Raw genomic sequence first — 26540 nt, forward strand, 5'->3', positions numbered from 1 at the left:
CAAGTTCATCGCCAACCGTCGCCTGTCGCAGATCGGCTTGAAGGAAGAGTACCCAGGCACTACCAACCCGTTCCCATGGATGAGCGAGATCATGGACTTGAAGAAAGAGAAGAACTTCTTCGAGACGCGTGTGATCGAGTATCAGACTGGTGGGGCGTTGAGCTGGGATTGATGCCGCTGTTCACCTTGGGTGAATAGCTGAAATACCGAAAAGCCCTGAACCTGTTCAGGGCTTTTTTGTTTGTGTCTGGGCACTGCGTAAAGCCTTTGTTTCAGCAGGTTTCGATGTGTGGACGCCCTCAAACTCCGAGTGCAATCTAAGCGCGCATCAACGCCTGGCTGGCATCCACGCTCGAACACAACTCATAGCAGAGACCGTATATCAATGAGATACACAACACTTACATCTGATACACAGGAATGCTACGATTGTGCCGCAGGTCTGCTCCACCTGCCGACGACAGAGAGCGCCCCCATAGAGGGTTTTATGATGCTGAAGACCAGCCAGCCAGAACCGACGAAAGAAAAGCCCGTACCTATCAATATGCGGGCAGACATCAAGAAACGAAATCTGATTGATATCGCTGCTGCCTTGTCAGGCCGTGACCGTACCAGCTTCATTCTGGAAGCCGCCTGCCAGAAAGCCGAAGAGGTCATCCTCGACAAGCGCTTGTTCGTACTCGATGAGGGCGCGTTTGACTCATTCGAGAAAGCTTTGGAAGACAACCCGGTGCGAGGGAACCAGTGCCTGCAAAAACTCCTGGCAAGGCCAAAACGCTGGAGCTGAGCGCTCCCGTAAGGCTAAGCGAACAACACGATCTGAACGATTTCGATTGTGGTGAAAGCTCGGTCAATGAATACCTCATCAAGAAAGCACATAAGGCCCAGGCCGCCAAAAACGCGGTGGTCTATGTGATTTGTCTCAAAGGTACCCAGAAGGTCATCGGCTACTACACCCTATCCAACGGATCAGTCATGCGCGCGTCCGTAGTACCGAAGAGTCGGCAACGTAATTCGCCGGGACAGCATCCCGTTACCATCATCGGCCGGATGGGCATCAGTCTCGTCGCTCAGGGCAACGGTTATGCTATCGACCTGCTGCAGGATGCAATCGAACGCTGTATCAACGCCTCCGAAACAGTGGGCTCAACAGCCGTTCTGGTCCATCCCCTGAATGACCGGCTCGCAGATTTTTATGCCCGACACGCCGGCTTCATCCCCTGCCCCGGCGTCTCCCCCATAACAATGATGCTACCGCTGCAATAGATACCGAAAGGCCCTGCCCTCGCCCAGGGCTTTTCCGTTTGTGTCGACCTGAGAGCAGAGGTCTGACGGCCGCCCACATCTTGCGGATGAACACCAATTATTCGATTTTATCGTTGCCGAGGATGTACTGCCCAAGGTGATGACAGGTTATGGCCCCCTGCCGGCAGTCTCAGATGCGCAAATGCGCACTCATATAGTCAATGAAAACCCGCAGCTTGGGCGAAGCATAGCGGCTGGCTGGCCACAGCATCCAGAAGACCACCTCGCGGTCCAGGTAGTCGTCCAGCACGGTTACCAGTTGGCCACTTTCCAGCGCTTCGCGCACCAGGAAAACAGGCAGAAAGGCAATGCCTCTGCCCTGGATGGCGGCATAGGCAAGGGGCTCGATGGTGTTCGACGTCATCGTGGCGGGCAGCATCAATTCGGCCTCGGATGCTTCAAGCCGCAGCGGCCAACGTTCCAGCTTTCCTGTTGAGGGAAACTTGTGTTGCAGGCAGAAATGGCGTTCCAGTTCACGCGGATAGGTAGGTACGCCCTGCCGCTCAAGATAGGTGGGCGACGCCACCAGCACATGCGCGCAGGAACCCAAGCGACGCGCGACCAAACGAGAATCGTTTTGCTCGCCGGTCCGAATCACCGCATCGAACCCCTCTTCGATCACATCGACCATTCGATCGCAAAAATCGATATCCAGCTCGACTTCCGGATACCGCTCCATGAACCCATCAAAGGCCGGCATCATCAGGTCGCTCAGTAGAGGAGTACCCACGCGAAGCCGTCCACGCGGGCTACCGGCCAGACCTGACAGCTCGGACTCGGCAGCGGAAACCTCATTGAGGATGCGACGGCATCGCTCAAGGAACAGAGTCCCCTCGGCAGTCAGCGTGATACTGCGTGTGCTGCGGTGAAACAGACGTACACGCAAGCGCTCTTCCATCCGGGCGATGGTTTTGCCCACGGTCGAGGACGACACCCCCAACTGCCGGCCAGCCTCGGTAAAGCTGCGCGTTTCGGCAACTTGCACGAACATCGAAATACCGCTCAGACTTTCCATCACCTTTCCTGATTGCCCCGGTAGTACCCCACCCACAAGGCGGGATTACGGAAGAACCGTCCGAAATGTTCGGCCCCGCGAGCCATTTTTCTTCAACACTCGCATCCCTATATTGCTCGCATCGGCCCCACTACTGACAGGAATCGATTCATGTCCAAACTGCATACGAGCATCAATGTAGGCCCTTATCAAATTGCCCACCGCGTCGTCCTGGCGCCGCTTACCCGCATGCGCGCCGAACCCGGAGCCATTCCCGGCCAACTGATGGCCGAGTACTACGCCCAGCGTACCACCGCCGGCGGGCTGCTGATCGGCGAAGCGACTATCGCCGCACCCAACGGTAACGGTTACCTCGGTGCCCCCGGCCTGTATGACGACAGCCAGATCGCCGGCTGGAAGCTTGTAACAGACGCCGTCCATGCCAAGGGCGGCAAAATCTTCCTGCAGCTCTACCATGCGGGGCGTCAGTCCAATAGCCTGCTGCAGCCGAACGGCGACCAGCCGGTGGCCCCTTCCGTCGTGGACCACGGCGGCCTGGCCTTCACCGAAACCGGCTGGACTCCCGGCAGCCCGGCGCGCGAATTGACCATCGCTGAAATCCACGGTCTGGTGGAAAGCTTCCGCGACGCGGCCGTACGCGGTATCGCAGCCGGTTTCGACGGCGTGGAGTTGCACTCGGCCAACGGTTACCTGTTCGATCAATTCCTGCAGGATGGCAGCAACAAACGTACGGATAGCTACGGTGGCTCGTTCGAGAACCGCAGCCGGTTCCTGCTGGAAACGGCAGAGGCGGTGATCTCCGTCTGGGGCAGCAATCGAGTGGCGGTGCGCCTGGGGCCAAGTGGCAATTTCGGCGATATGTCCGACAGCGACCCCGTTGGCCTGTTCACCTATGTCGCACGCGAACTGAACAAACTGGACCTCGCCTATCTGCATCTGATCGAGCCACGCATCCTGGGTGTCATCGAGGACGAGCGCCGGGACCAGAATCCGTTGGCGTCCCAACTTATCCGCCAGCACTACAAGGGCACCCTTATCGCTGCGGGCGGCTTCTCCGGTGATTCGGCCAAAGCGATCCTTGAGGCTGGCGATGCCGACCTGGTCGCTTTTGGGCGCCACTTCATCGCCAACCCTGACTTGCCAGAGCGCTTGCGCAACGGCTGGCCGCTGAACCCGTACGACCGCGAGTCGTTCTTCGGCGGCACAGAGGTGGGTTACACGGACTATCCTTTCCATACCGAAGCGGCATAATAATCCGCACCACTAGTCACTGGGGTCATAGTGCCCCAGCTGTCCATAACCTCAGCAATGGGGTTGTACGCCTATCACGCAAACGTCTGTCAGCGTGCATTCTGGCCGATGGGAGGAGCCAAGCCTTATGAAGGACCTATTCACCTACAGGCTCTTCACAAGGGTGGCACGACTGGGCAGCTTTTCGGCCGCGGCACGCGAAGTGGGTCTTTCTCAATCCCAGGTCTCCAGGAGTATTGCCGAACTCGAAGCCGATCTCGGCACCCTGCTATTGGCCAGATCGACACGCGCAGTCGTGCCCACTGAAGCGGGCGCGGATTTTCTGTCGCGCATAGAGCCCATCCTTGCCGCGGTGGAAGAAGCTGAACAGAGCGTCCGCGGCGGTGGAGAACTGCGAGGCGTCGTCCGGATCAGCATGCCAACAAGCATCGGCGTGAGGGAAATCATTCCGCGTATGGCCTCGTTCGCGTCGATACACCCCAACCTGCATATCCAGGTCATGCTCGCCGATCACTGGCAGGATCTGGTCCGCGAAAATATCGATGTGGCGATCAGGCTCGGGCACCTGTTGGATTCCAGTGCAACGAGCCGTCAGATCATGACGATTCCCCGATTCATTCTCGCCTCCCCCGCCTACTTGCGCGCCGCTGGGGAGCCGACGACACCGGAAGACCTGCAATCCCATCGAATCATCGCGGGGCCTGCCTCGACTGTCCCGAGCGGCTGGATGTTCACCCGCAACGGAGAGACTCGGACCATTCAGCTCGCGGCTCACTTCTCAACCGACGAAAATGAGGGGGCTGTCGCGGCCGCGGCCGCTGGATTGGGGATCACGTCGACAACGGCCTGGGCTTGCCGACGCGAGCTAGAAAGGGGTGAGCTCGTCCCACTGCTCACCGATTGGGAGACCGAGTCCGTCCCTGTCCACGCCTACTTCCCCCATGGTTCGCGCACCCGGAGTGCCGGCCGGGCCTTGATCGAGCACCTTGTAGCCAACCTTCTTGGTGAGGGCCGTGACACTTCGAGCGTGTAGCTTGATGGCGATCGCAGCCTTGCCTATGCATCCCGCGCATAGAAGATAGCGAAAAAGAGTGGCTACTCAGCCCTCGCTGAAGTTGTCAATTTAGTGCCACCAGCCTGCACGACGCATCGGTCGACCTGTTCACCCGGGCGTCGCGCTGAACGGCCTTTATTTTCCCTCTTCAGGAGAAGTGTCATGCGTATGACCGGCAATACTATCTTCATCACCGGCGGCGGCTCCGGCATTGGCCGAGGCCTGGCCGAAGCCTTCCACACACTCGGCAACCAGGTGATCATCTCCGGCCGGCGCAAAGAGCGGCTACAGGAGACTCTCGACGCCAACCCCGGCATGGGCGCCATTGAGCTCGACATCACCGATCCGGGCAGCATCCAGGCGGCAGCGCAAACGCTCATTTCCAGTTACCCGGACGTGAATGTGCTGATCAACAATGCCGGCATCATGCTGCTGGATCACGCCGACAAACCCGTGGACGATGCACTCGCATTGTCGACCGTCACCACCAACCTGCTCGGCCCGATCCGCATGACCTCGGCACTGATCGAGCATCTGAAAGCACGGCCTGATGCGGTGATCGTCAACGTCTCTTCGGTTCTCGGCTTCGTGCCAATGGCCGTGACGGCGGTCTATTCGGCGACCAAGGCCGCACTCCATTCCTACACGCTGTCACAGCGTTATCTGCTGCGGGAACAGGGCATCCAACTGGTCGAAATCGCGCCACCTTGGGTACGCACCGAGCTGCTCGATAGCAGCGAGGAAGAGCGTGCCATTCCTCTCGATCAATTCATTACAGAAGCGATGAAACAGTTCGAAAGCGGCGTGGATGAAATCCTTGTCGCCCCGGCCGAGGCCATGCGTGCCAACCCTGGTCCGAACGAGCATGCGTGGGTCAACCAGTTCAACGACATGATCGCAAACGGTCCGGCTTTCGGCTGACCGCGCCGGGCGACCCCAGCGGTCGTCCGCCCCTCACATCACCAACAGGATCAAGACCATGAGCACACGCACAGCAACCGAGAACAAGGCCATCGTTCTCGAAGGTTTCGAAACCCTATTCAATCGCAAGGATCTGGTTGCGGCCGAACACTTCTGGTCGCCCTCTTATACCCAACACAGTGCTCATGTGCCCGCAGGTCGCGAGGGATTGTTTGGACTGGTCGCTGCGGGACCGCCCGACCTGCGTTACGAATGCCAGCTTGCGGTAGCGGAAGGCGATTTTGTCATGCTGCATGGCCGGTTCTCTGGCCTCGGACAGCCGACCAACTGGATCGTGGTCGATATCCTGCGCCTTGAGGACGGCGTGATGGTCGAACATTGGGATGTCATCCAGGACGAGGCGACGCGCGAAAGCTCCGTCGGTGGTCATCCCATGTTCGGCGATCAGTTTCCAGGCTGATATCCCTGACAATCACTCAGTCATCAGCACTGATGGCTTAATCTATCGGTGCTGAAAAGCCACCTTCAGTCCCAACGACATAAACAGCGTGCCGACTATTTTCCCTTCCCATTGGCGTAGCTTGGAAAGGCCTTTGAGCCGTTGGCTCAGAGGGCGAATAGAAATGACCATGAGGCTGGTATACGCCACGCTAAGCGCCGAAAAAATCAAACCCAGCGCGGCAAATTGGACCAGAGGGGAGCCCGATTCCGGATGAACGAATTGCGGAAGAAACGCCAGGAAAAAAATGGCCGTCTTGGGATTCAGTACTTCCGCAGCCACGGCCTGAACAAACGCCTTGGCCGGTGTCACCTGGGTTAATACAGGCTTCTCAGCAGTACTGGGCTTTGCGAGAAATGCGCGCACGCCAAGATAAATCAGGTAGCAAGCCCCCACTACCTTGACGACGTTAAAGGCCAGCGCAGAAGTCATCAACAGCGCCGACAACCCCAGTGCCGCACATAGCGTGTGGATGAGATCGCCAGAAGCAATACCAAGCCCCGACAAGATGCCTGCTTTACGGCCACCTTGAAGGGTACGCGTGACCACCAGCAGCACCGCTGGACCTGGGATCAAAAAAAGGCCAATGACTACAGCGATGTAGGTCGCAACAGATTCCAGACCGAACATCGTGTTTCACCTCAAGATACGGAGGGTTCCAGTTATCCTGAATCGATCCTGAAAAGCAATCTGCGATGAAGTAGCAACGTACTGGGGAAAGTCGAGGACTCTTGTCGGTGCTCTCACCCTTGCACAAAGCGACTTCTCGAGACTCAGGCAGCGACCAGACGATCTACAGGTTGCTCACGGTGCTCGGCTTGCCATAAGTCATAGTTCATCTGCAGGCCCAGCCAGAAACGGGCGGTACTCAAACCGGAACGCTCCAGACGCACAGCCAGATCAGGACTGATGGGCGCGCGGCCATTGATCACCCGTGAAAGCATTTCACGCGAAAAATGCAGGCGCCGAGCCATCTCGGCAATCTTGATATTCAGCTCCGGCAACATCTCCTGAATCATGAAACCAGGATGTGGAGGATTGTGCATGGCCATCGATGACCTCCTTTACAGTGAAAACCCAGGTAATCGGCCAATAGCGTGAACTATTGCTTCACGGAGCACAATATTTGCGCCAGCAGGAAAACTCATCAACAACACGACATATCAGGCGCAAATCACGAAGGAATATTGAACGCACTTACGACTCTGACTGCGCCTCCCCAGCGCCCCCCATCCCCACCAACACCGCACTGTCACTCCACAGTTTCTGCGCCACATCGTCACGACGAGCCAATTCGGACGGCTGCGGCCACGTCAGCTCCCCCCTCACCAGGGACGCATAAATCCGCCCTCTCGGCGGGACAATCCGCCCCAGCGCCAGATCGGCCAGGACCTCCCCGGCTTGTATACGCATGACATCGGCAAAGTAGGGACTCAATGCCATGGCCGGCGCCGGAAGCGCTCCGGCAGGCAAATTGCGTCCCAGCCCTGTGCCGGGGATATAACCCGGGTTGTAAGCCACAACCCGCAAACGCCGCGCCTTGACCTCGGATGAAGCCGCAAAGGCACGGGCCGTCAGCAGATTGCACAACTTCGAGGTGGCGTAGGCGCGAAACCCGGGCTCGAACGCCACGCTACCCTGCGCGCTTTTACCAAGATCCAGTTGCGCCAGCTGTTGCGCATCAACAACGGCAAACGGCGCAACCGGACTGAACTGCGGATCATGGGTGTTACTAGTGGTGATCACCACAATGGCATCTCGCGCCAACGCCGGCGCCAGCAGACGCAACAGCAAGTAGTGGCCCAGGTGATTGACCGCAAAGGTGGTCTCGTAACCATCCAGCGTGCGCGCGGCCTTGGGAAAGCTGAGCCCGGCGTTGAGTACCAGGGCATCGATCTTCGTCTTGCCCAGCATGTCGAGCACCTGCCTGGCGAATTGCCGGACACTGTTCAGACTCGCCAACTCCAGCGGCAAACGGGTTTCTCGCCCGCCGAGGATCAACTGGGTGTCGGGGGTGGCGCTCAATTGCCTGGCTGTCGCTTCCCCCAGACCGAAAGTCCCGCCGGTCATGATGATCGTCTTCATGCTCAAAACACCTCGACCAGTACGACTTCGGTATCGTCGATCGCCTCGACAATCAGCATCGACTCCTCGGTGATGGCAATCCCGTCACCCGCCTCGACCCGCTCTCCGTTGACGCTCACCGCACCAAGCGTCGGCACCAGATAGGCATGGCGGGAAATCCACCAGGAATGGCTCAGGGACTGGCCGGCCTTGAGCGTCGCTCCGAGCACACGAGCGTCGGCGCGGATCGGCAAGGCGCCCTCATCGTCGGGCCTCCCGCTGGCCAGCACCGCCCATTGACCGGCCCGATCAGACTTAGGAAAAGGACGCGTGCCCCAGTTGGGCAGCCCACCGTTTTCCCGCGGCCGCAACCAGATCTGGAACAGCCTTAACGGAACCTCTCCCTCGTTGCGCTCTTGATGTCGAATGCCGGTCCCGGCACTCATCGCCTGCACGTCACCGGCCTCGGTGCGGCCCTGCCCGTCCTGACTGTCGCGATGGCTCACCGCACCTTCCAGCACGTAGGAAACGATCTCCATGCTTTCATGACCATGCATCGGGAACCCGGTGCCCGGGGCAATCTCGTCGTCGTTCCAAACCACCAATGCCCCGAGCGGACGGTGTGTGGGATTGCCGTCGGCCGTCACCTTGAAATGATGGCGAGCCTTGAGCCAGCCATAGTCGCCACCGCCGAGGTCGGCCTTGAATCGATGCTCCAACATTTCAGCTCCTGAAAAAGCGGCTGATTGCCGCGTTAAAGAGCATAAAATTGAAACGAACAAAGAAGAACCGCTGTAAAAGCAACGATACCTTGTAGAAAATAGAACGATCAGACCAGCACGAGACAGGCAATGGACCATCTGACGGATTTGAACAATATGTACCTGTTCGCCAAGGTGGTGGATCACGGCGGGTTTACGGCCGCGGCGAAGGCGCTGGGGCTGCAAACGTCGAAGCTCAGCCGCCGTGTCAGTGCACTCGAAGCGGAATTGGGCGTGCGCCTGCTCAATCGCAATTCGCGACGTGTCTCCCTGACCGACGCCGGCCGTCTGTTTCACCAGCATTGCGTGGCCCTGGTGGAGGAAGCCCGGGCGGCAAAGACAGCCATCGACCAGACACGGGCTTCGCCACAAGGCCTGGTGCGGATCAGTTGTCCATTGGGGGTCTTGCAGATGGGCGCCAGGGCTATCCTGACGCAATACCTGGAGGACAACCCGTCGGTGCGAATCATGCTGGATGCGACCAACCGGCGTGTCGATGTCATTGAGGAAGGACTGGATATCGCCCTGCGCGTACGCCTGCTGCCACTGGATGACTCCGAACTGACGCTGCTGCCACTGCTGACCTCCCAGCGCATCCTGGTCGCGAGCCCGGTCTTGTTGGCACAGCATGCACCGCTCACGCAATTGGACGATCTGGCGCGTATGCCAACATTGGCCATGGCCAACACCAACAATAAGTATCAGTGGCATTTCCAGGCGCCGCACCCCGTCGTGTTGACCCACCAGCCAAGGATGGCCACCGATGACCTGGAAACACTGCTGGAAGCAACCTTGAGGGGGATAGGTGTCGCGCAGCTACCGAGCAGCCTGGTTCAGAGCGATCTGATGCAGGGCCGCCTGGTGCAAATCCTGCCCGAATGCCCATCGCCCAGCGGCAGCCTGCACGCAATCTACCCCTCGCGGCGGGGCATGGTTCCCGCCGTGCGCAGTGTGTTGGACGCCCTGCTCGCCGGGTTCAACAGATAGCGATCAGAACACCAGCTTATAGCCGATGGAAAACAGCATGACCGCCAGGAAAGGCCGCAAGATGCCATCGGGTACTCGCCCGGCCAGATGGCTGCCGATGTAGATCCCCGGCAACGAGCCCATCAACAGGAAGCCCAGCAGCTCCCAATTCATATTGCCCATGCTTGCATGCCCCAAACCCGCAACCAGGGTCAGCGGCACCGCGTGGGCGATCTCAGTGCCCACCAGGCGCCGGGTCGGCAGGAACGGGTAGAGGATAAACAAGGCCACCGTGCCCAGGGCGCCGGCACCGATGGAGGTCAAGGCGACCATGGTGCCGAGGATCAGGCCGGTCAATACCGTCAGCCCGTTCAACTTCGAGTCACTGATCTTCGAGTGATCGACACCACGCCGATGGGCAAACGCCAGCAACTTGTTCTTGAACAGTACCGCCAGTGCCGTCAGCAACAGCACAAAACCCAACGATTGCTTGATGATGCTGTTCAAGGCTTCGGGCGCGGTATGCAGGCTGCTCAGAAACCACAAGGTCAACAGCACTGCCGGAACACTGCCCAGGGTCAACCAACCGGTAATTTTCCAGTCGATATTGTCGTTCTTCCGGTGAACCAGAACACCACCGGACTTGGTGATCGCGGCGTAGAGCAGGTCCGTGCCCACGGCCGTGGCCGGGTTGATGCCGAACCACAGCAGGATCGGCGTCATCAACGAGCCGCCACCGACGCCGGTCATCCCGACAATAAACCCGACCACCAAGCCTGCAACGACAAAACCGAAATTACCGACATCCATTAGCAAGCCCTGGAGAATCTAGCGAGACGACATAAAAATCTGGCGGGCAGCATAGCGGCTAACGTTATGACTCTTTATATAAATATAATCTAACGTTATAACCATCGCGACACGCGAGCGCTGCGGATCACAATCCGCCTATTGGCGCGGAGCCATCCAGTCAACGCCCCGGCTGCCACTCCGAATGCTCGGCCAGCCCGTCATACTGCAACCACGGCACATCATGGGATACCCAGATGTGATGCTCGGCCACCACGCCCGGGTTGTCATCCAGGGTTGCGACACGCACGATCACCACAGGCAGATGCGGTCTTTCGGCCATCAAATGCGAGCCGCACCGCGAACAGAAATGACGCAGCTTGCCCGGCGAGGATTCATAGGCGGTCAGTGCTTCCTGGCCCTTGAGCCAGCGAAAATGCCCGCGCTTGACCCCGGCGGTGGTCGCAAACGCGGCCGCGTGGGTCTTGCGACAGGTGTGGCAATGACAATGCCCGATCGGCATATCGATAGCGTCGATTTCATACTCAACGGCCCCACAAGCACAGCTGCCCTTCATACCCGCTCCTTGACCATGATCCGTTTCAAGGCACGATCCTAACCAGCGGGCGTCAAGCTGGCCAGCCGGTATCAGTCCAGGCGGATGCAGCGATACGCCTCGGTCCGGTAAGGAAAGGCAATGATCTCTTTTCCGCGCAAGGCCGGATGGCTTTGAATCAGGGTCTGAAGCTGCTCGGTGACCTGTGCCTTTTCCGCCGCGGGCAATGCCGCAATAAAACTGACCGACAGAAAGCGGTCGATGATGACTTCCTCGGGCGTGCCCACATGGCTGTATTCAAAACAACTCAGCTCCGGCGCCGAGAAGTAGTGGCCGTTGAATGGCTTGCGCCAGGCACCGGTGTGAAAACGCGGGGTATCGCCCTCGTAAGGAGTAATGATCCGGGTAATGGCGGCCACCCAGTCAACCGACTCGTCACGCACATTCCACACCAGCCCGAGCCGTCCGCCCGGCTTGAGTACCCGGTGAATCTCGGCAAGCGCCGCTTCATGGGCAAACCAGTGAAACGCCTGGGCACACAGCAGCGCATCGCCCACCTCGGACTCCAGCGGTATGGCGTCGGCAGTCCCCGACAGCGCCCGAACCGTCGGTAGGCGTGCAACCAATTCGGCCCGCATGGCCTCGACCGGCTCGACGGCCGTCACCGTGGCACCGGTCGTCGCCAGCAGCCGAGTGAACTTGCCAGTGCCGGCCCCCAGATCGATAACCTGCGCATCGGGCACGATACCCAGGCTGTCGCGCAACCACGACAGCAACTCGGCAGGATAGTCAGGACGCCCGTGGGCATAAGTTTTGGCTTCAGCGCTGAAACCGACTTGTGCTGCCTTGTGAACGCCCGACATGACCATAACCTCTTTGGATTAACCCGATAAATACAGCCCAGCGTCAGTCATCCAGCCCCTGGGGCGGCGCAGCCTGCTTACCGGCCTTCTCGGCCTTGGCACCTTTTGCACCCTTCGCCGGCTTGGCTTCAGGCGGCGCCGGTGGCGCAGGCGCGACAGTGGCTTTCTCCGAGGCCGGCAAGGCATCGACCGCACTGAGCACATCCTTGAATGCAATCGGCCCATCGTGTTCGAGGATCTTCTGCACGCCGTCCTTGCCCACCAGGATCACCGTGGACTTGTCCTCCGGCGTGACCCCCAGCTTGAGCCCGCGAATCAGTGCCATGGTAGCTGGCTGCTCCATCCATTTGCCCGCGCGCTTGCCGACGGTCTGGGCCACTTCGTAGAGCACCAGTTGACGATCATCGATGTCCTTCTTGTTGGCCGGGTCAGCGATGGCCTTCGTCAGGCTGACCAATGTGGGATCCACCGTACTCGGCGCAATCACGATCAACGGGCGGTTCTTCCCCAGATCCTGGGCCAGCGGAGACGGATCATCGGCCGCCCAGACGGGACTTGCAGCAACGATGGACAGTACAGCGAGGGTCAAAGACCGGATGAACATACACACCTCCTTCGGATATTCATGGGGTAATGATTGCGCATCGCCGGAAAAGGTCCACACGCAACGCAGTTATTTTTCGAAATTCAAGTAACTTGATCTTTCCTCCTGTAACACATCGAACAATGCCTGGGCCGCCGCCGACAGCTCATGGCCGGGTTTGGTCAGCACACCGATGGCCCGTTCGACCACCGGATCGCACAAGGTGATGCAGCGCGCGCCCAGCTCGCGCATCTGCCCGACACACAACGCCGGTACCGCGCTCACCCCCAACCCGCTGGCGACCATCCGCCCTACCGTAGCCAGTTGATGGCTCTCGAATTCCACCGGCAAGCTCATGTCCCGTGCCCGCAGATGCTCCTCCAGCATCACCCGTACCGTGGACGGGCGCTGCAAGGTGATGAAGGGTTGCGTCAGCAAGGTGGGCCAATCGATCTGCGCCTGATCGACCCAGGGCGAATCCGCCGGCACCACGGCGACGAAACGGTCGATATACAGCGGCGTGAAGGTCAGCGACGAGCCCTGCTGCGGCTCGAAGGCCACCCCCAGTTCCACCTGGCCATCACGCACCATCTCCAGCACCTGCTCGTTGATCACGTCGTTGACCGTAACATTGACCTGGGGATAGCGTGCACGGAAAGTCTTGAGGATCGGTGGTAGCAGGTTACCGGCGAATGACGGCATGGCGGCCAGGGTCACGCGACCACGCTGCAAGGTGAAGCGCTGGCGCAATTCATCCTCGGCATTGTCCCAATCGGCGATCAGGCGCCGGGCCAGTGGCACCAGGACCTCGCCTTCCGGGGTCAACGCGACGTTGCGCGTGTTGCGGCTGAACAGCCGCCCGCCCAGGCCTTCTTCGAGGGCCTTGATGGTCAGGCTCAGGGCCGATTGCGACAAATAGAGACGCTCGCCCGCCACGGCGAAGCTCAGGCTCTGGGCAACGGCAAGAAAGGCCCTAAGCTGTTTAACGGTCATGAACGAGGTCTCTACTGAAGAAAAGGGTATTGTTGATCTTTATCAATCAATCGACCCTAAAAATCAACTTAACAAATATATCTCCCGGAGCAACACTGACCTCCAACGGCGAGTCCGACAAACAACAAGAGGATGGTGCATATGGCAGGTTTCGATAAACGCGTGTCTTCCTATGAAGAAGCCCTGGCCGGGCTCGAGGATGGCATGACAGTCCTGAGTGGCGGCTTCGGTCTGTGTGGCATCCCCGAGAACCTGATCGCCGAGATCAAGCGCAAAGGCACCCGTGACCTGACCGTGGTCTCGAACAACTGCGGCGTCGACGGTTTCGGCCTCGGCGTGCTGCTGGAAGACCGGCAGATCCGTAAAGTGGTCGCCTCTTATGTCGGTGAAAACGCCCTCTTCGAAAAACAACTGCTCAGCGGTGAAATCGAAGTGGTGCTGACCCCCCAAGGCACCCTGGCCGAGAAAATGCGCGCCGGTGGCGCCGGTATCCCGGCCTTCTTCACGGCCACCGGGGTCGGCACCCCGGTCGCCGACGGCAAGGAAACCCGTGAATTCAACGGCCGTCCGTACCTGATGGAAGAGTCCATCACCGGCGACTTCGCCATCGTCAAAGGCTGGAAAGCCGACCACTTCGGCAATGTCATCTATCGCCACACCGCCCAGAACTTCAACCCGTTGGCCGCGACCGCCGGCAAGATCACCGTGGTCGAAGTCGAGGAAATCGTCGAACCCGGCGAGCTGGACCCGGCGCAGATCCACACCCCTGGCATCTACGTCGACCGGATCATCTGCGGCACGTTCGAGAAACGCATCGAACAGCGCACCGTGCGCAAGTGACCCCCGGCCCATCCCTCGACTAACGGAGAACAAGAACATGGCACTTTCCCGCGAACAAATGGCCCAGCGCGTCGCCCGCGAAATGCAGGACGGCTACTACGTGAACCTGGGCATCGGTATTCCGACCCTGGTCGCCAACTACATCCCGGCCGGCATGGAAGTCATGCTGCAATCGGAAAACGGACTGCTCGGCATGGGCGCCTTTCCGACTGATGACGAAGTCGATGCCGACATGATCAACGCCGGCAAACAAACCGTCACCGCCCGTATCGGCGCGTCGATCTTTTCCTCGGCCGAGTCCTTCGCGATGATTCGCGGCGGCCATATCGACCTGACGGTGCTCGGCGCCTTTGAAGTCGACGTCGAAGGCAATATCGCCTCCTGGATGATCCCCGGCAAACTGGTCAAGGGCATGGGCGGCGCCATGGACCTGGTGGCCGGCGCGGACAACATCATCGTCACCATGACCCATGCGTCCAAGGACGGCGAGTCGAAACTGCTGTCGCGTTGCAGCCTGCCGCTGACCGGTGCTCGCTGCATCAAGCGCGTGTTGACCGACCTGGCCTACCTGGAAATCGAAAACGGTGCGTTCATTCTCAAGGAGCGGGCGCCTGGCGTCAGCGTCGAAGAGATTGTCAGCAAGACCGCGGGTAAACTGATCGTTCCCGACCACGTGCCTGAAATGCAGTTTTCCTGATGAGGAATGAAGCGATGCAAGATGTAGTGATTGTGGCCGCCACCCGTACCGCGGTGGGCAGTTTCCAGGGTTCGCTGGCGAATATCTCCGCCGTGGACCTGGGCGCTGCGGTGATCCGCCAGTTGCTGGAACAGACCGGCCTGGACGGTGCGCTGGTCGATGAAGTGATCATGGGCCAGGTGCTCACCGCCGGTGCCGGGCAGAATCCCGCACGCCAGGCCGCGATCAAGGCCGGCCTGCCTCACGCGGTGCCAGCCATGACCCTGAACAAGGTCTGCGGCTCGGGCCTCAAGGCCCTGCACCTGGCGACCCAGGCGATTCGCTGCGGCGATGCCGAGGTGATCATCGCCGGCGGCCAGGAGAACATGAGCCTGTCCAACTACGTGATGCCCGGCGCCCGCACCGGCCTGCGCATGGGTCATGCGCAGATCGTCGACACCATGATCAGCGACGGCCTGTGGGATGCGTTCAACGACTACCACATGGGCATCACCGCCGAGAACCTGGTGGCCAAGTACGACATCAGCCGTGAAGCGCAGGATGCGTTTGCCGCCGCGTCCCAGCAGAAAGCCGTTGCCGCCATTGAAGCCGGGCGCTTCGTCGACGAGATCACCCCGATCCTGATTCCCCAGCGCAAGGGCGACCCGGTGGCTTTCGCCACCGACGAGCAACCACGCGCCGGGACCACCGCCGAGTCGCTGGGCAAGCTCAAGCCGGCGTTCAAGAAAGACGGCACGGTCACCGCCGGCAACGCTTCGTCGCTGAACGACGGTGCCGCCGCCGTGATCCTGATGAGCGCCGCCAAAGCCAAGGCCCTTGGTTTGCCGGTGCTGGCGAAGATCGCTGCTTATGCCAACGCAGGTGTCGACCCGGCGATCATGGGTATCGGTCCGGTCAGCGCCACCCGTCGTTGCCTGGACAAGGCCGGCTGGTCCCTCGACCAGTTGGACCTGATCGAGGCCAACGAAGCCTTTGCCGCCCAGGCGTTGTCGGTGGGCAAGGAGCTGGGTTGGGACGCGGCCAAGGTCAACGTCAATGGCGGTGCGATTGCGTTGGGTCACCCGATCGGCGCCTCGGGCTGCCGGGTGCTGGTGACGCTGCTGCATGAAATGCTCAAGCGCGATGCGAAAAAAGGCCTGGCGACCTTGTGCATCGGCGGTGGGCAAGGCGTGGCGCTGGCGATCGAGCGCTAGTTCCCCAGGGCGAGCAACCCTCGCCCGACGGCCCCCAATCCTGTAGGAGCCGGCTTGCTGGCGATCCAGGCGACGCGGTTTTGCAGAGACCGCGTCGATACCCTCGCCAGCAAGGCGGCTCCTACAGGTCGGCGTACGCTGTCACTGCGCCATCTCCTACAAGTTTCATGGCGTTATCTGGCACAGCCAGGTAACGATCCTGCTGCTATCCTCGAGCTCTACCCTGTAGAAATCGAGCCACCTGCATGATCCTTATCCTGCTCCCCCACTCCGACTACGACCCCACCGAAAGCAGCGTCCCCTGGCAGGCCATGCGCCGGGCCGGAATCGAGGTGCGCTTTGCCACCCCGCTGGGCGCCCCGGCCTACGCCGATCCACGTCTGGTGGAGCACGGCTTCGGCCTGCTGAACCCCATGCTGATGACCCGCGACAGCGATCTGCAAAGCTACAACACGATGATCACCGACGAGCATTTTCGCCAACCGCTGGCCTACGCCGATGTCGACCCCACGCAGTTCGAAGGCCTGTTCGTTCCGGGTGGGCATGCCGAGGGCATGCGCAGCCTGCTGGAGTCGGATGTGGCCAAACGTATCGTCCTGCACTTCTTCAAGACCGGCAAACCCGTCGGCTCGGTGTGCCACGGCCCGCTGCTGCTGGCCCGCACCCTCGACCCCGACAGCGGGCGCTCGGTGCTCCACGGGCGCAAGGTCACCGCGTTGCTGTCCACCACCATGGAACTGGCCGCCTGGCTGATCACCGCGCCGTGGCTCGGACGCTACTACCGGACCTATCCGCAAACCGTCGAGTCCGAGATCAAGGCGGCACTGGCCAGTCCAAAAGACTTTTCCCAAGGCCCGCCGGCACTGCTGCGCGATTCCGCGGCCAAACCGGGCCGTGGCTTCGTGGTCCGCGACGGCAACCTGCTGACCGCACGCTGGCCGGGAGATTGCCATCGCCTGTCGGCTGAATGGGTCAAGATGCTGAGACCTGCACAGGCCGCATAGACGCGCCGACCGGCTGGACCTATCCGGCCAGCCGCCGTGAGGCAAAGCTGAACGCCAGCACGATAAAGATCAACGCCCCGGTCGCCACCTGCTGCCAGTAGAAATTCCAGCCGATCAGCAGCAGCCCGTTGGCGATCACGTTGATAAACAACACCCCCAGCAAGGTCCCGGGAATATTCGCCCGGCCCTGGCGGTTGAGGGTGGTGCCGATAAACACCGCGCCAATCGCATTGAGCAGGAACGCATTGCCGGACAAAGGCACGTAGGCATTGACCGTGGACGCGAGCAGTACCCCGGCGACGCCACAGGCCAAGGCACCGGCAAGTGCAACGCTGGTCGCGATACGCCGCACCGACAAGCCCGAGTAATACGCCAGCAGCGGTTGCGTGCCCTGGGCCAGCAGCTCACGACCCAAGCGACCGCGCCCCAATATCACCCCGTACAGCAGCGCCAACACCCCTACCGCGAGCAGCGGCAAGGGCGCGCCGAGCAAAGTCAGGCTGGTCAGGCCCGGCCGTACATCCGCGGCGATATAGATCGGCTGGCCGCCGTCCGAGAGCAACTGCTGGGCACTGGTGCCGATAAACAGAGTGCCCAGGGTCGCCAGGAAAGGACTGATCCGCAACACGGCGATCAGCCCCGCATTGAACAACCCCACCAGCAAGCCGGCCCCCAGCGCTCCGACCAGGGCCAAGCCCAGTCCGTGACCGGCATTGAGCAACACCACGAAGCTGAAACTGGCGAAATCCAGTGCCGTGCCCACCGACAGGTCCATGCCCCCGGCCGCCACCGCGCAGGTCATGCCGATAGCGACAATCGCCAGCGGGACAAAGCCGTTCAGCAACAGGCTCGTCAGGTTGCCGCCACTGAGAAAGCCCGGTGCCCGCCAGGCGAAAAGCACTGTGATAACCAGCAATACCAGGGGTAAGGTCAACGGCAGCACAACTTGCCAGCCCCCACGACCACCCAGTGACGCAGTGCCGACACTCATGAAGCCTCTCCTCGACTCAGGGCGCTGGAAGCCGCCACCACCAATAGAATCAGCAGCCCCTGGACACCGTTGACCCAGAAGCTGGAGATATTCAGCAGTTGAAAGCCATTGATCAGGAAGCCGATCAACAAGGTTGCCAGCAAGGTCCCGGGAATACTCGCCACCCAGCGCCGGGAGAACACCACGCCCAGGAAAGCGATAGCCACCACCGACAACAACATCTCGCCGGAACCGGTGGTGCTGCCGCTGAAAAACGCCGCCGAGCAGAACGCCGCGATAGCCGCGCACACGCCCGAGAGCAGGTAACTGGAGAGCACGTAGGCCGGCACCCGAATACCCGCTGCTTCGGCCGCGTGGGGATATTCCCCCACCGCGTAAAGACGTAACCCGTAGACACTGTGCTGGATCAACAGGGTCAGCAGACCCGCCGTGACCAACAACACCCAGGCCAGTGCCGGTACACCCAGCCAGGTTCCGCTGCTGAGCAGATCGAGCAAGGCCGCATCGGTGGGCACCACGGTGTTCTCAGTCAAAACAAGCTCCAGTCCCGCCAGCAGGTTCATGCTCGCCAGGGTTGCCAGCAATGGCGGCAACCGCAGCAACACCACTGCAAGCCCGTTGAGCAGGCCCACCGCCAGGCCGCACGCGAGGGTCAGGCCGACACTCAGCCAGGGTTCCAGGCCAGCATTGTTCAAACGACTGAACACCGCCGCGCACAACCCCAGGTTGGCCGCCAGCGACAAATCCAGGCCGCCGGCCACCACATTCGATCCACCGCCGATAATCACGCAGGTTAGGCCGAACGCCAGCAACCCGAGGATCGCCGACTGGCTGAACACATTGGCGAGATTGCCCGGTGTCAGGAAGTTCGGTGCTGCCACGGCGAACCCCAACAGAATCAGCGCAAAGACACCCAGGGAGCCGTGTCGCAGCAACAACACCGGCCAGCGTCGGGTCGTGTCCGGACTCTGCTCGGCCAGCAACAGCTCGTCAGGCCGGGACATGCTCCACCTCCCGCGTGACCGAGGCCAGACGTGCAGGACGCAGCGCTCCCGTGGCACAGCCCAGCAACTGGTCGGCATCCGCCTCTCCCGCCAGGAACTCGCCCGCGATCTGCCCACGGTGCAGCACCAGGATACGGTCGGCGATGCCGAGCAGCTCCGGCAGGTCCGAGGACAACACCAGGACCCCGGCGCCCTCCTGCACCAGCTTGCCAATCAGGCGATAGATCTCCACCTTGGCGCCGATATCGACACCGACGCAGGGCTCGTCCAGCAGGTAGACCGCCGAGTGCCGACTGAGCCATTTCGCCAGGGCCACCTTCTGCTGGTTGCCGCCGCTGAGCTGGCTGACCGCCGCGTCGACCCCGGCGGTCTTGATCACCAGCTCATTCACCAGACGTCGGCTTTCCAGACGCTCCCGGCGCCGGCTCAGCAAGCCCCAGCGGCTGAAACCCTTGAGCCCCGCCAGGGTGATATTTTCCAGCACCGACAACAGCGGTGAAATCCCCTGGGAGCGGCGCTCCTCCGGCAACAACGCCATGCCCTGGGCGATGGCCTGACCGGGGCTGCGCCATTTGACCGGACGCCCGTCGCGCAAGATCTCGCCACTGTCGGCACGTATCACGCCGAACAGGGTCTTGAGCAATTCCTTGGCCCCCGAACCGACCAGTCCGGTCAGGCCGACGATTTCTCCCTGGCGGACCTGCAAATCGATATCGCGGTAGGTCCGTGCCAGGTTCAGGGTACGGGCCTGCAACAGGACCGGCCCCGGCTCGACGCGCACCTTGGGGTACATCTCGGCTACTTCACGGTTGACCATCAACCGGGCGATCTGCGCCGTGGACGTGCTGCGCGGCTCGACCACCGCCACATCGCGGCCGTTGCGCAGCACCGTGACCTGGTCGCACAGGGCCTCGATTTCCTGGAGATAGTGGGAGATGTAGAGGATCGACAAGCCCTGCTCGCGCAAGCGCCGAACGATCCGCAGCAACTGGTCGACCTCACGCTTGACCAGCGCCACGCTGGGTTCGTCGAACACCAGGATCTTCGGCTTGCGCAACAGCGCCCGGGTAATTTGCAGGACCTGCTGCTGGGCGCTGTTCAACTCACGGACCAGCGCCCCTGCCGGCAGTTGCAGGTCAAAATATTCGGCCAGCAAGCGGTCGGCTTCACGCTGCTGCCCCCCGCGGTCGAGCAACGGTCCGCGGCGCCGCTCATGACCGAAGAACAGCGCCTCGCCCACGGTGAAACTGGCCGGCAACAGGCGCTCCTGATGGATGAAATGCACCCCCAGCGCCTCCACCTGACGTGGTGACAGCGACGTATACACCTGGCCGTCAATGCTCACCTGACCGGCGTCCGCCGTATGCAGGCCGGCGAGGATCTTGATCAGCGTCGACTTGCCGGCACCGTTCTCGCCCACCAGCCCGTGGATGGTTCCACGCTCAACCCGCAAGCTCGCGTCATCCAGCGCCTGGGTCGCGCCAAAACGCTTGCGGATATGTTGCAACTCCAACGCCGCCGCGGCCGTCATCAGTCACCTCGCAGTTGCTGGACCTGGGACAGATTCGCCGCCGTGGTCAGCAGCGTCGGTACATGGGTTTCCTTGGGCAAGTCATGCTGGCCGGCCAGGTAGCGTGCGACGTTCTGCACCGCGGTCCGGCCGATCAAGGCCGGCTGCTGGGCCACTACCGCACCTACTGGCGAATCCTTCTGTCCGAGCAGTTCGAGGACTTCCGGCGTGCCATCGACCCCGTAGGTCTTGATCTCGGTGCGCTTGGCATCGATCAGTGCCTTGCTCGCGCCCAACTGCGGGATGTCCCACGCCGCCCAGATCGCCGAGACGCTGCCGGCCGGGTACTTGTTGAGCAGGGCCGAGACCTGGGAGTAAGCGTCCTGGACCGTATTGGGGATCACGTCGCGCAACTCCGGCTCGATGATTTCCAGTTGCGGATGATCCTTGAGCGCCAGCTTCAACTGGTCGTAGCGGATGGCGCACACCGGTACGCCATAGAAGCCGTTGAACACCAGGATCTTGCCCTTGCCGCCGGCGTCCTTGATCAACTGGTCGGCCAGGGCCCGGCCGGTGGCGACGTTGTCCGAGGTGGTGTTGTTGATGCTGTACTGGGAGGGTGCGTCGATGGTGAACAGCGGGATGCCGGCCTTGCTGATGCGCTTGAGCCAGGGGTCGATCACGCTCAGGGTGCCGAGGGTCTGGATCACCGCATCGGGCTTCTGGGTGACCACGGTCTGCAGTTGGGTCACCAGGTTCTTGTCGTTGCGGCCGGCGTCGAGGGTGATCGGGGTGCCACCCAGGCGCTTGATCTCATCGACCTGGGCCTGGAAGGCCTTGATATCGAAGTAGTGACTGGTGCCGGTCATGCTCACGGCAATGCGCTTGCCGGCCAGCGAGGGAACGGGGTCGCTGCTCTCGGCGGCCAGGGACACCGCACTGTGGCCCAGCAGCAGCAACGCGCCAAGTCGGATCAAACGGGAAAACGAGGGAAAGGTGCAAGGCATGGAAGGCTCCGCTGAACGACCGGTGAAAGAATTCACCGGAGGCCGTTGCAGGGCTCATGCCATAAAATTTATTAATTTAAATCAAACAGATAGGTTAGATACAGAGACCTGGACTGTACGGCAAAACAGGAAAACTGTTCGACCGCTGTTGCCCAGGCAACACTTGCGTCAACCCTTGGGAACACCGCGAAACCCGATCTCAGTGGGTTTTCGCCACCCAGGCATTGAAGCGCTGTTCCAGCTCTTCGCCATGATCGACCCAGAAACCGTTGTCCATCGGCATCGCCTGGGCCAGGTTGTCCGGCGCGGTATTCAACCGGGCCGCCAACGCTGGCGCCAGCAGCGCCTGAATCTTCAGGTTGGTCGAACCATAACCCAGCTTCTCCGTATGCAGTTTCTGGTTCTCCGGCCGCAGGGAAAAACCGATGAACTGTTCCGCCAGCGCCTTGTTCGGGCTGCCCTTGGGAATCGCCCAGGCATCGATGGCATAGATGCTGCCGTTCCACACCACCTTCACATTCGCGCCGGACTCCTGGGCCGAGAACACCCGGCCATTGAACGCGGTGCTCATCACCACATCGCCACTGGCCAGGAACTGCATCGGCTGGGCGCCCGCCTCCCACCACTGGATGCTGCCCTTGATCTGGTCCAGCTTGCGGAATGCCCGGTCCACACCCGCTGGCGTGGACAGGACCTTGTAGACATCCGCCAGCGGTACACCGTCCGCCATCAAGGCGATTTCCAGGGTGTACTTGGCGCCCTTGCGCAGGCTGCGTTTGCCCGGGTACTTCTTCACATCCCAGAAATCCCCCCAGCCGGTCGGCGCGACACTCAACTTGTCGGCGTTGTAGGCCATGGCCATCGACCACACCAGCAACCCCGCGCCGCACTCGGACAAGGTCCCGGGGACAAAGTCCGCCGGCTTGCCAATGGCACTCATGTCCAGGTGCTCGAACAACCCTTCCTCACAGCCACGGATCAGTTCCGGCCCCTCGACCTGCACCACATCCCAGTTGACGCTATGGGTATCGACCATCGCCTTGATCCGCCCCATTTCGCCGTTGTACTCCCCCGCCACCACCTTGCTGCCGGTGGCCTTCTCGAAGGGTTGGTAGAACGCTTGCGTCTGCACATCCTTGCTCACGCCGCCAAAGGAAATCACGGTGATCTCGCCGGCCATGGCCGTGGACGCCATCAGGGTCAGGGCCAGTGCGCCGATTGCTTTGTTCTTCATGTCTACCTCTAGGATTATTGGTTTTGGCAGAGTGGGCTTTCATAGCGTTGAAGCATGCCTTGCATGGGTGTGCGATGGGGACCTCGCCCCCTTGGCCTGGCTTCTGGGGCCAGTTGCACGGTGGAACGCCCCGGTTTCAGCGACGGTGGTCGCGCAGGTCCCCGGCAATCAGACGCAAGGCCGATTGCCAGGCCAGCTTCGGGTAATCCTCGTCCAGTTCGTTGTCGGACTGTTGCGCGGTCAGTTCGCAGACCGCCGGAGATGGGAAGCGCAGTTGCCGTCCACCCGCCATGGCCTGGACCTGGGCCTGACAGGCGCGTTCGAGGAAATAGATCTGGTTGAACGCCTCCGCAACCGAACGACCCACCGCCAGCAGGCCATGGTTACGGAGGATCATCGCGTTGTGATAACCCAGGTCACGGACCAGCCGCGCACGCTCGTCGGGGTTCAGGGCAATGCCTTCATAGTCGTGATAGCCCAGGCGTCGATAGAACTTCAGTGCATGCTGGCTGATGGGCAACAGCCCCTCTTCCTGGGCCGCTACCGCGATGCCCGCCGAGGTGTGGGTGTGCACCACACAGGCCACATCGGTACGGGCGGCATGGATCGCCGAGTGGATGATAAAACCGGCCCGGTTGACGTGGTGTTCCCCTGGCCGCGCATCCACCACCGCGCCGTCATGGTCGATCTTGACCAGGTCCGAAGCGCACATCTCATGGAACAGCACGCCATAACGGTTGATCAGGAAGTGCCCCTCTTCACCGGGGACCCGCGCCGAGATATGGGTGTCGATCAGATCGGTCATGCGAAAGTACGCGATCAGTCGGTAGAGCGCGGCCAGCTCGCAACGGGCCTCCCACTCCTGGTTGGAAATCCGCGTGCGATCAATCGGCAAGTGGGTGTCGTGCATGGGGCATCCTGGTTCGTGGTATGTTTTGGCCAACAACAGTGATCGGCGATGAACCGATCTTGCAGCACCGGTCTACCGGCGACCATGCACAGAACAGGCGACGTGCACGCATCACTGTGATGGTCTTTTTACCAGTACACCTGCCGCTCACCCCCTGCCTGGATGAACGCTCCCATGATGTTCCTCGACCCCGGATCACAGGCCCCGCTGGTCAGCCAGATCGTCACCGGCATCAGCCAGGCGATCAAGGACCAGCGCCTGCGTCCCGGCAGCAAGCTGCCGTCGATCCGCAAGTTCTCGCAAACCCACAAGGTCAGTCATTTCACCGCCGTCGAGGCCTACGATCGGCTGGTCGCCCTGGGCTACCTGACGCCGGTGCGCAATGCCGGTTTCTATGTGCGCGACCTCGCCGGCGCGGTCAGCAGCGAACCCCAGCCACCGCTGGCCGACGACGACAACGAGTTCGATTTCGACGCCTACCTGCTGTTGCAGAAGGTCTTCCAGGGCATGGACATGGACATGCGTCCGGGCATCGGCCTGCTGCCCGAATCCTGGTCCGATCACGACGGCGTACAGCGCAGCCTGCGCGCGTTGGCCCGCAGTGAACCGGACAGCTTCTGCGGCTACGGCAACGCCAAGGGCAACCCGAAACTGCGCGCCCGCCTTGCGGAAAAACTCGCCGACACGCGGATCGCCGCCCACCCGGAACAGATCCTGCTCACCAGCGGCGGCAGTCACGCCCTGGACCTGATGGTGCGCTACCTGGTGCAACGCGGCGACACGGTGCTGGTGGACGAGCCGGGTTATCACAACCTGTTTCTCAACCTGCGCTTGCAGGGCGCGCGGCTGATCGGTGTGCCACGGACCCGCGACGGTATCGACCTGATGGCCCTGGAGGCGCTGCTGCAACTGCACAAGCCCAAGGTGTTCTTCACCAACACCCGCCTGCAATGCCCGACCGGTACCAGCCTGTCCCTGGCGGTGGCCCATCGCTTGTTGCAACTGGCGGAGAAACACGACTTCCTGATCGTCGAGAACGATATCTACGCCGACCTCGATCCCAGCGGCCAGCAGGCCCTGGCCGGCATGGACCAGCTGTCGCGGGTGGTCTATATCGGCAGCTTTTCCAAGACCGTCGCACCGGCCTTGCGGGTCGGGTTTATCGCCGCCCATGCGGAGCTGATCGAAGAGCTGGTGCCGCTCAAGCTGGTCAGTGGCCTGACCTCCTCACAGCTCGCTGAAGAACTGGTGCTGGACGTGTTGTTGCAGGGCCGGCATCGCAAGCACGTCAAGCAATTGCAGGAACAGTTGGCCCAGGCCCACGAGTCGGTGGCCCGGCGGTTGGAAGGCGTCGGCATGGAGCTGTTTACCGAACCCCGCGCCGGCCTGTTTCTCTGGGCGCGACATCCGGCGCTGGAGGACTCCACGACACTGGCGATGCAGGCCCGTGAAGAGCGCATCCTGCTCGCACCGGGCCAACTGTTCATGCCCGATGCGCGAGTGGTGCCCTGGTTGCGCTTCAACGTGGCGCACTCGGAGGATGAGCGGATCTATCGGTTTCTCGAGCGCGGCACAACGACAAAGGTCTAGGCCCTTGCGCTGACGGGTTGGCCGCGATCCCTGTAGGAGATCGTGTAGCGCTGTCCGATCACGAAACACGATTATCGGGCGTTGAGTTGCGCCAGCTGAGCCGTGTGCACGAAACACAGCTTGTTGCCCTCCGGATCACGGCAATAGGCACCGTAATAATCGGCGGCATAGTCAGGCCGCAAACCGGGCGCGCCTTCGTCGCGGGCCCCCAGCTCCAGCGCCTTGGTCCAGGCTGCGCGAACCTGGGCCTGGGACCCGGCGGCAAAACTCACCTGCACGCCATTGCCCCAGGTCGCGGGCAGGCCGTTGAACGGTTTCTGCACAAAGAACTGCGGCCAATCCCGCCCCGGCATCTGCCAGCCGGCACCGGGCGGACCGCTGTCCTGGTCGTCGGCCATGCGCACCAGGCCAAGCTCGGCCAGTACCGCCCCATAGAAAGCGATCATCAACGGCAGATCACGGGCACCGAGCTGGATATGACTGAACATGACAAACCTTCCTTGGGTCTCTGCGGCGGCGAAGTGTCGCCTCAATCCAGCTTGAATGCCTCATCCAACGGAATGCGATAACCGTTGGCCAGGCGATTGGTTTCGTTGGCCATGCCGACCACCGCCTGCAACTCGCCGAACATCTCGTCGGTCATCCCGGCCTTGCGTGCGGCGGCGGTGTGGGAAGCGATGCAATACGGACAGTTGTTGGTGACGCTGACCGCGACGTAGATCAGCTCCTTGGTCAGCGGGTCCAGCGCGCCGGGGGCCATGATCTCCTTGAGGCTTTCCCAGGTCCGGCGCAGGGTCGGCGGGTGCGCGGCCAGGCACTTCCAGAAGTTGTTGACCTGCTCGACCTTGCGGGTGTGCATGATGTCGTCGTAGACGGCACGAACTTCCGGATTGGCGTCTTCGTATTCGGTCAGATGCTGGGACGGCATGAACGGCTCCTC

Annotated in this window: 30 protein-coding genes and 1 pseudogene; 13 read left to right on the plus strand and 18 right to left on the minus strand. The window is 61.3% G+C overall.

Going from position 1 to position 26540, the window contains the following annotated elements; all coding sequences use genetic code 11:
- The 3 genes and pseudogenes from CWE01_RS26380 to CWE01_RS26390 all read left to right on the plus strand — a co-directional run.
- A pseudogene (locus CWE01_RS26380) lies at window positions 1-172 on the plus strand (ribonucleotide-diphosphate reductase subunit beta); the annotation flags it as partial.
- Between the two features lie 315 nt (window positions 173-487).
- Window positions 488-787, plus strand: a complete 300-nt coding sequence (locus CWE01_RS26385) for a DUF1778 domain-containing protein (protein WP_256579418.1) — start codon at window positions 488-490, stop codon at window positions 785-787.
- A complete protein-coding gene (locus tag CWE01_RS26390; protein WP_256579420.1) occupies window positions 745-1266 on the plus strand; it encodes a GNAT family N-acetyltransferase in 522 nt (173 codons plus the stop codon). The genes CWE01_RS26385 and CWE01_RS26390 overlap by 43 nt, the downstream gene beginning before the upstream one ends.
- A gap of 169 nt (window positions 1267-1435) precedes the next feature.
- Here CWE01_RS26390 and CWE01_RS26395 read toward each other — a convergent pair whose 3' ends face one another.
- Complete coding sequence (locus tag CWE01_RS26395; RefSeq protein WP_100943490.1) at window positions 1436-2320, minus strand: LysR family transcriptional regulator; 885 nt, start codon at window positions 2318-2320, stop codon at window positions 1436-1438.
- Window positions 2321-2470: 150 nt separating this feature from the next.
- Between CWE01_RS26395 and CWE01_RS26400 the strand changes: the two genes are divergently transcribed.
- From CWE01_RS26400 to CWE01_RS26415, 4 genes are all read left to right on the plus strand, one after another.
- Window positions 2471-3571, plus strand: a complete 1101-nt coding sequence (locus CWE01_RS26400; RefSeq protein ID WP_100943491.1) for an alkene reductase — start codon at window positions 2471-2473, stop codon at window positions 3569-3571.
- Window positions 3572-3698: 127 nt separating this feature from the next.
- On the plus strand, window positions 3699-4604 hold the full coding sequence (locus CWE01_RS26405) for a LysR family transcriptional regulator (protein WP_100943492.1): 906 nt from the start codon (window positions 3699-3701) through the stop codon (window positions 4602-4604).
- A gap of 183 nt (window positions 4605-4787) precedes the next feature.
- On the plus strand, window positions 4788-5546 hold the full coding sequence (locus tag CWE01_RS26410) for an SDR family oxidoreductase (protein ID WP_100943493.1): 759 nt from the start codon (window positions 4788-4790) through the stop codon (window positions 5544-5546).
- 58 nt (window positions 5547-5604) lie between these two features.
- Window positions 5605-6006: an ester cyclase gene (locus tag CWE01_RS26415; protein WP_100943494.1), complete on the plus strand. Its 402-nt coding sequence runs from the start codon at window positions 5605-5607 to the stop codon at window positions 6004-6006.
- Between the two features lie 42 nt (window positions 6007-6048).
- Here the strand turns inward: CWE01_RS26415 and CWE01_RS26420 are convergent, their stop codons facing one another.
- The 4 genes from CWE01_RS26420 to CWE01_RS26435 all read right to left on the minus strand — a co-directional run bounded on the left by CWE01_RS26420 (window position 6049) and on the right by CWE01_RS26435 (window position 8831).
- A complete protein-coding gene (locus CWE01_RS26420; protein WP_100943495.1) occupies window positions 6049-6675 on the minus strand; it encodes a LysE family translocator in 627 nt (208 codons plus the stop codon).
- 143 nt (window positions 6676-6818) lie between these two features.
- Window positions 6819-7097, minus strand: coding sequence for a HigA family addiction module antitoxin (locus CWE01_RS26425; RefSeq protein WP_100943496.1), 279 nt, complete (start codon window positions 7095-7097; stop codon window positions 6819-6821).
- A gap of 145 nt (window positions 7098-7242) precedes the next feature.
- On the minus strand, window positions 7243-8130 hold the full coding sequence (locus tag CWE01_RS26430; RefSeq protein WP_100943497.1) for an SDR family NAD(P)-dependent oxidoreductase: 888 nt from the start codon (window positions 8128-8130) through the stop codon (window positions 7243-7245).
- A 2-nt stretch (window positions 8131-8132) separates the two neighbouring features.
- Window positions 8133-8831: a pirin family protein gene (locus CWE01_RS26435; RefSeq protein WP_100943498.1), complete on the minus strand. Its 699-nt coding sequence runs from the start codon at window positions 8829-8831 to the stop codon at window positions 8133-8135.
- Between the two features lie 129 nt (window positions 8832-8960).
- Here CWE01_RS26435 and CWE01_RS26440 point away from each other — a divergent pair, with 129 nt between their 5' ends.
- Window positions 8961-9857: a LysR family transcriptional regulator gene (locus tag CWE01_RS26440; protein ID WP_100943499.1), complete on the plus strand. Its 897-nt coding sequence runs from the start codon at window positions 8961-8963 to the stop codon at window positions 9855-9857.
- Between the two features lie 3 nt (window positions 9858-9860).
- Here CWE01_RS26440 and CWE01_RS26445 read toward each other — a convergent pair whose 3' ends face one another.
- From CWE01_RS26445 to CWE01_RS26465, 5 genes are all read right to left on the minus strand, one after another.
- Window positions 9861-10646, minus strand: a complete 786-nt coding sequence (locus CWE01_RS26445) for a sulfite exporter TauE/SafE family protein (RefSeq protein ID WP_100943500.1) — start codon at window positions 10644-10646, stop codon at window positions 9861-9863.
- A gap of 160 nt (window positions 10647-10806) precedes the next feature.
- Window positions 10807-11202: a GFA family protein gene (locus tag CWE01_RS26450; RefSeq protein WP_100943501.1), complete on the minus strand. Its 396-nt coding sequence runs from the start codon at window positions 11200-11202 to the stop codon at window positions 10807-10809.
- 71 nt (window positions 11203-11273) lie between these two features.
- Window positions 11274-12044 carry a class I SAM-dependent methyltransferase gene (locus CWE01_RS26455; protein ID WP_100943502.1) on the minus strand — a complete coding sequence of 257 codons (771 nt, stop codon included), beginning with the start codon at window positions 12042-12044 and terminating at the stop codon, window positions 11274-11276.
- 43 nt (window positions 12045-12087) lie between these two features.
- Window positions 12088-12648, minus strand: coding sequence for a DUF4174 domain-containing protein (locus CWE01_RS26460; protein ID WP_100943503.1), 561 nt, complete (start codon window positions 12646-12648; stop codon window positions 12088-12090).
- A gap of 69 nt (window positions 12649-12717) precedes the next feature.
- On the minus strand, window positions 12718-13620 hold the full coding sequence (locus CWE01_RS26465) for a LysR family transcriptional regulator (protein ID WP_100943504.1): 903 nt from the start codon (window positions 13618-13620) through the stop codon (window positions 12718-12720).
- Between the two features lie 141 nt (window positions 13621-13761).
- Here CWE01_RS26465 and CWE01_RS26470 point away from each other — a divergent pair, with 141 nt between their 5' ends.
- The 4 genes from CWE01_RS26470 to CWE01_RS26485 all read left to right on the plus strand — a co-directional run bounded on the left by CWE01_RS26470 (window position 13762) and on the right by CWE01_RS26485 (window position 17354).
- Complete coding sequence (locus CWE01_RS26470) at window positions 13762-14460, plus strand: CoA transferase subunit A (protein ID WP_100943505.1); 699 nt, start codon at window positions 13762-13764, stop codon at window positions 14458-14460.
- A 37-nt stretch (window positions 14461-14497) separates the two neighbouring features.
- Window positions 14498-15157, plus strand: a complete 660-nt coding sequence (locus CWE01_RS26475; RefSeq protein ID WP_100943506.1) for a CoA transferase subunit B — start codon at window positions 14498-14500, stop codon at window positions 15155-15157.
- A gap of 14 nt (window positions 15158-15171) precedes the next feature.
- Window positions 15172-16350 carry an acetyl-CoA C-acetyltransferase gene (locus tag CWE01_RS26480; protein WP_100943507.1) on the plus strand — a complete coding sequence of 393 codons (1179 nt, stop codon included), beginning with the start codon at window positions 15172-15174 and terminating at the stop codon, window positions 16348-16350.
- 245 nt (window positions 16351-16595) lie between these two features.
- Complete coding sequence (locus CWE01_RS26485; RefSeq protein WP_100943508.1) at window positions 16596-17354, plus strand: DJ-1/PfpI family protein; 759 nt, start codon at window positions 16596-16598, stop codon at window positions 17352-17354.
- A 19-nt stretch (window positions 17355-17373) separates the two neighbouring features.
- On the opposite strand, the gene CWE01_RS26490 is transcribed toward CWE01_RS26485, so the two are convergent.
- The 6 genes from CWE01_RS26490 to CWE01_RS26515 all read right to left on the minus strand — a co-directional run bounded on the left by CWE01_RS26490 (window position 17374) and on the right by CWE01_RS26515 (window position 24010).
- Window positions 17374-18345: an ABC transporter permease gene (locus tag CWE01_RS26490; protein WP_100943509.1), complete on the minus strand. Its 972-nt coding sequence runs from the start codon at window positions 18343-18345 to the stop codon at window positions 17374-17376.
- Window positions 18342-19349 carry an ABC transporter permease gene (locus CWE01_RS26495; RefSeq protein WP_100943510.1) on the minus strand — a complete coding sequence of 336 codons (1008 nt, stop codon included), beginning with the start codon at window positions 19347-19349 and terminating at the stop codon, window positions 18342-18344. The genes CWE01_RS26490 and CWE01_RS26495 overlap by 4 nt, the downstream gene beginning before the upstream one ends.
- On the minus strand, window positions 19336-20880 hold the full coding sequence (locus CWE01_RS26500) for a sugar ABC transporter ATP-binding protein (RefSeq protein ID WP_100943511.1): 1545 nt from the start codon (window positions 20878-20880) through the stop codon (window positions 19336-19338). The genes CWE01_RS26495 and CWE01_RS26500 overlap by 14 nt, the downstream gene beginning before the upstream one ends.
- A complete protein-coding gene (locus tag CWE01_RS26505; protein ID WP_100943512.1) occupies window positions 20880-21866 on the minus strand; it encodes a sugar ABC transporter substrate-binding protein in 987 nt (328 codons plus the stop codon). The genes CWE01_RS26500 and CWE01_RS26505 overlap by 1 nt, the downstream gene beginning before the upstream one ends.
- A 199-nt stretch (window positions 21867-22065) precedes the next feature.
- Window positions 22066-23100, minus strand: a complete 1035-nt coding sequence (locus CWE01_RS26510) for an ABC transporter substrate-binding protein (RefSeq protein WP_100943513.1) — start codon at window positions 23098-23100, stop codon at window positions 22066-22068.
- Window positions 23101-23236: 136 nt separating this feature from the next.
- Complete coding sequence (locus CWE01_RS26515) at window positions 23237-24010, minus strand: class II aldolase/adducin family protein (RefSeq protein WP_100943514.1); 774 nt, start codon at window positions 24008-24010, stop codon at window positions 23237-23239.
- A gap of 174 nt (window positions 24011-24184) precedes the next feature.
- On the opposite strand from CWE01_RS26515, the gene CWE01_RS26520 reads away from it, so the two are divergent.
- Window positions 24185-25600 (plus strand): PLP-dependent aminotransferase family protein, encoded by a 1416-nt coding sequence (locus tag CWE01_RS26520; RefSeq protein WP_100943515.1) that lies wholly within the window; start codon window positions 24185-24187, stop codon window positions 25598-25600.
- Window positions 25601-25671: 71 nt separating this feature from the next.
- On the opposite strand, the gene CWE01_RS26525 is transcribed toward CWE01_RS26520, so the two are convergent.
- Window positions 25672-26088, minus strand: a complete 417-nt coding sequence (locus CWE01_RS26525) for a VOC family protein (RefSeq protein WP_100943516.1) — start codon at window positions 26086-26088, stop codon at window positions 25672-25674.
- A 41-nt stretch (window positions 26089-26129) separates the two neighbouring features.
- Window positions 26130-26528, minus strand: a complete 399-nt coding sequence (locus CWE01_RS26530) for a carboxymuconolactone decarboxylase family protein (protein WP_100943517.1) — start codon at window positions 26526-26528, stop codon at window positions 26130-26132.
- Window positions 26529-26540 lie beyond the last annotated feature (12 nt).

This window comes from Pseudomonas sp. QS1027, from assembly GCF_002814235.1.
GTDB lineage: Bacteria > Pseudomonadota > Gammaproteobacteria > Pseudomonadales > Pseudomonadaceae > Aquipseudomonas.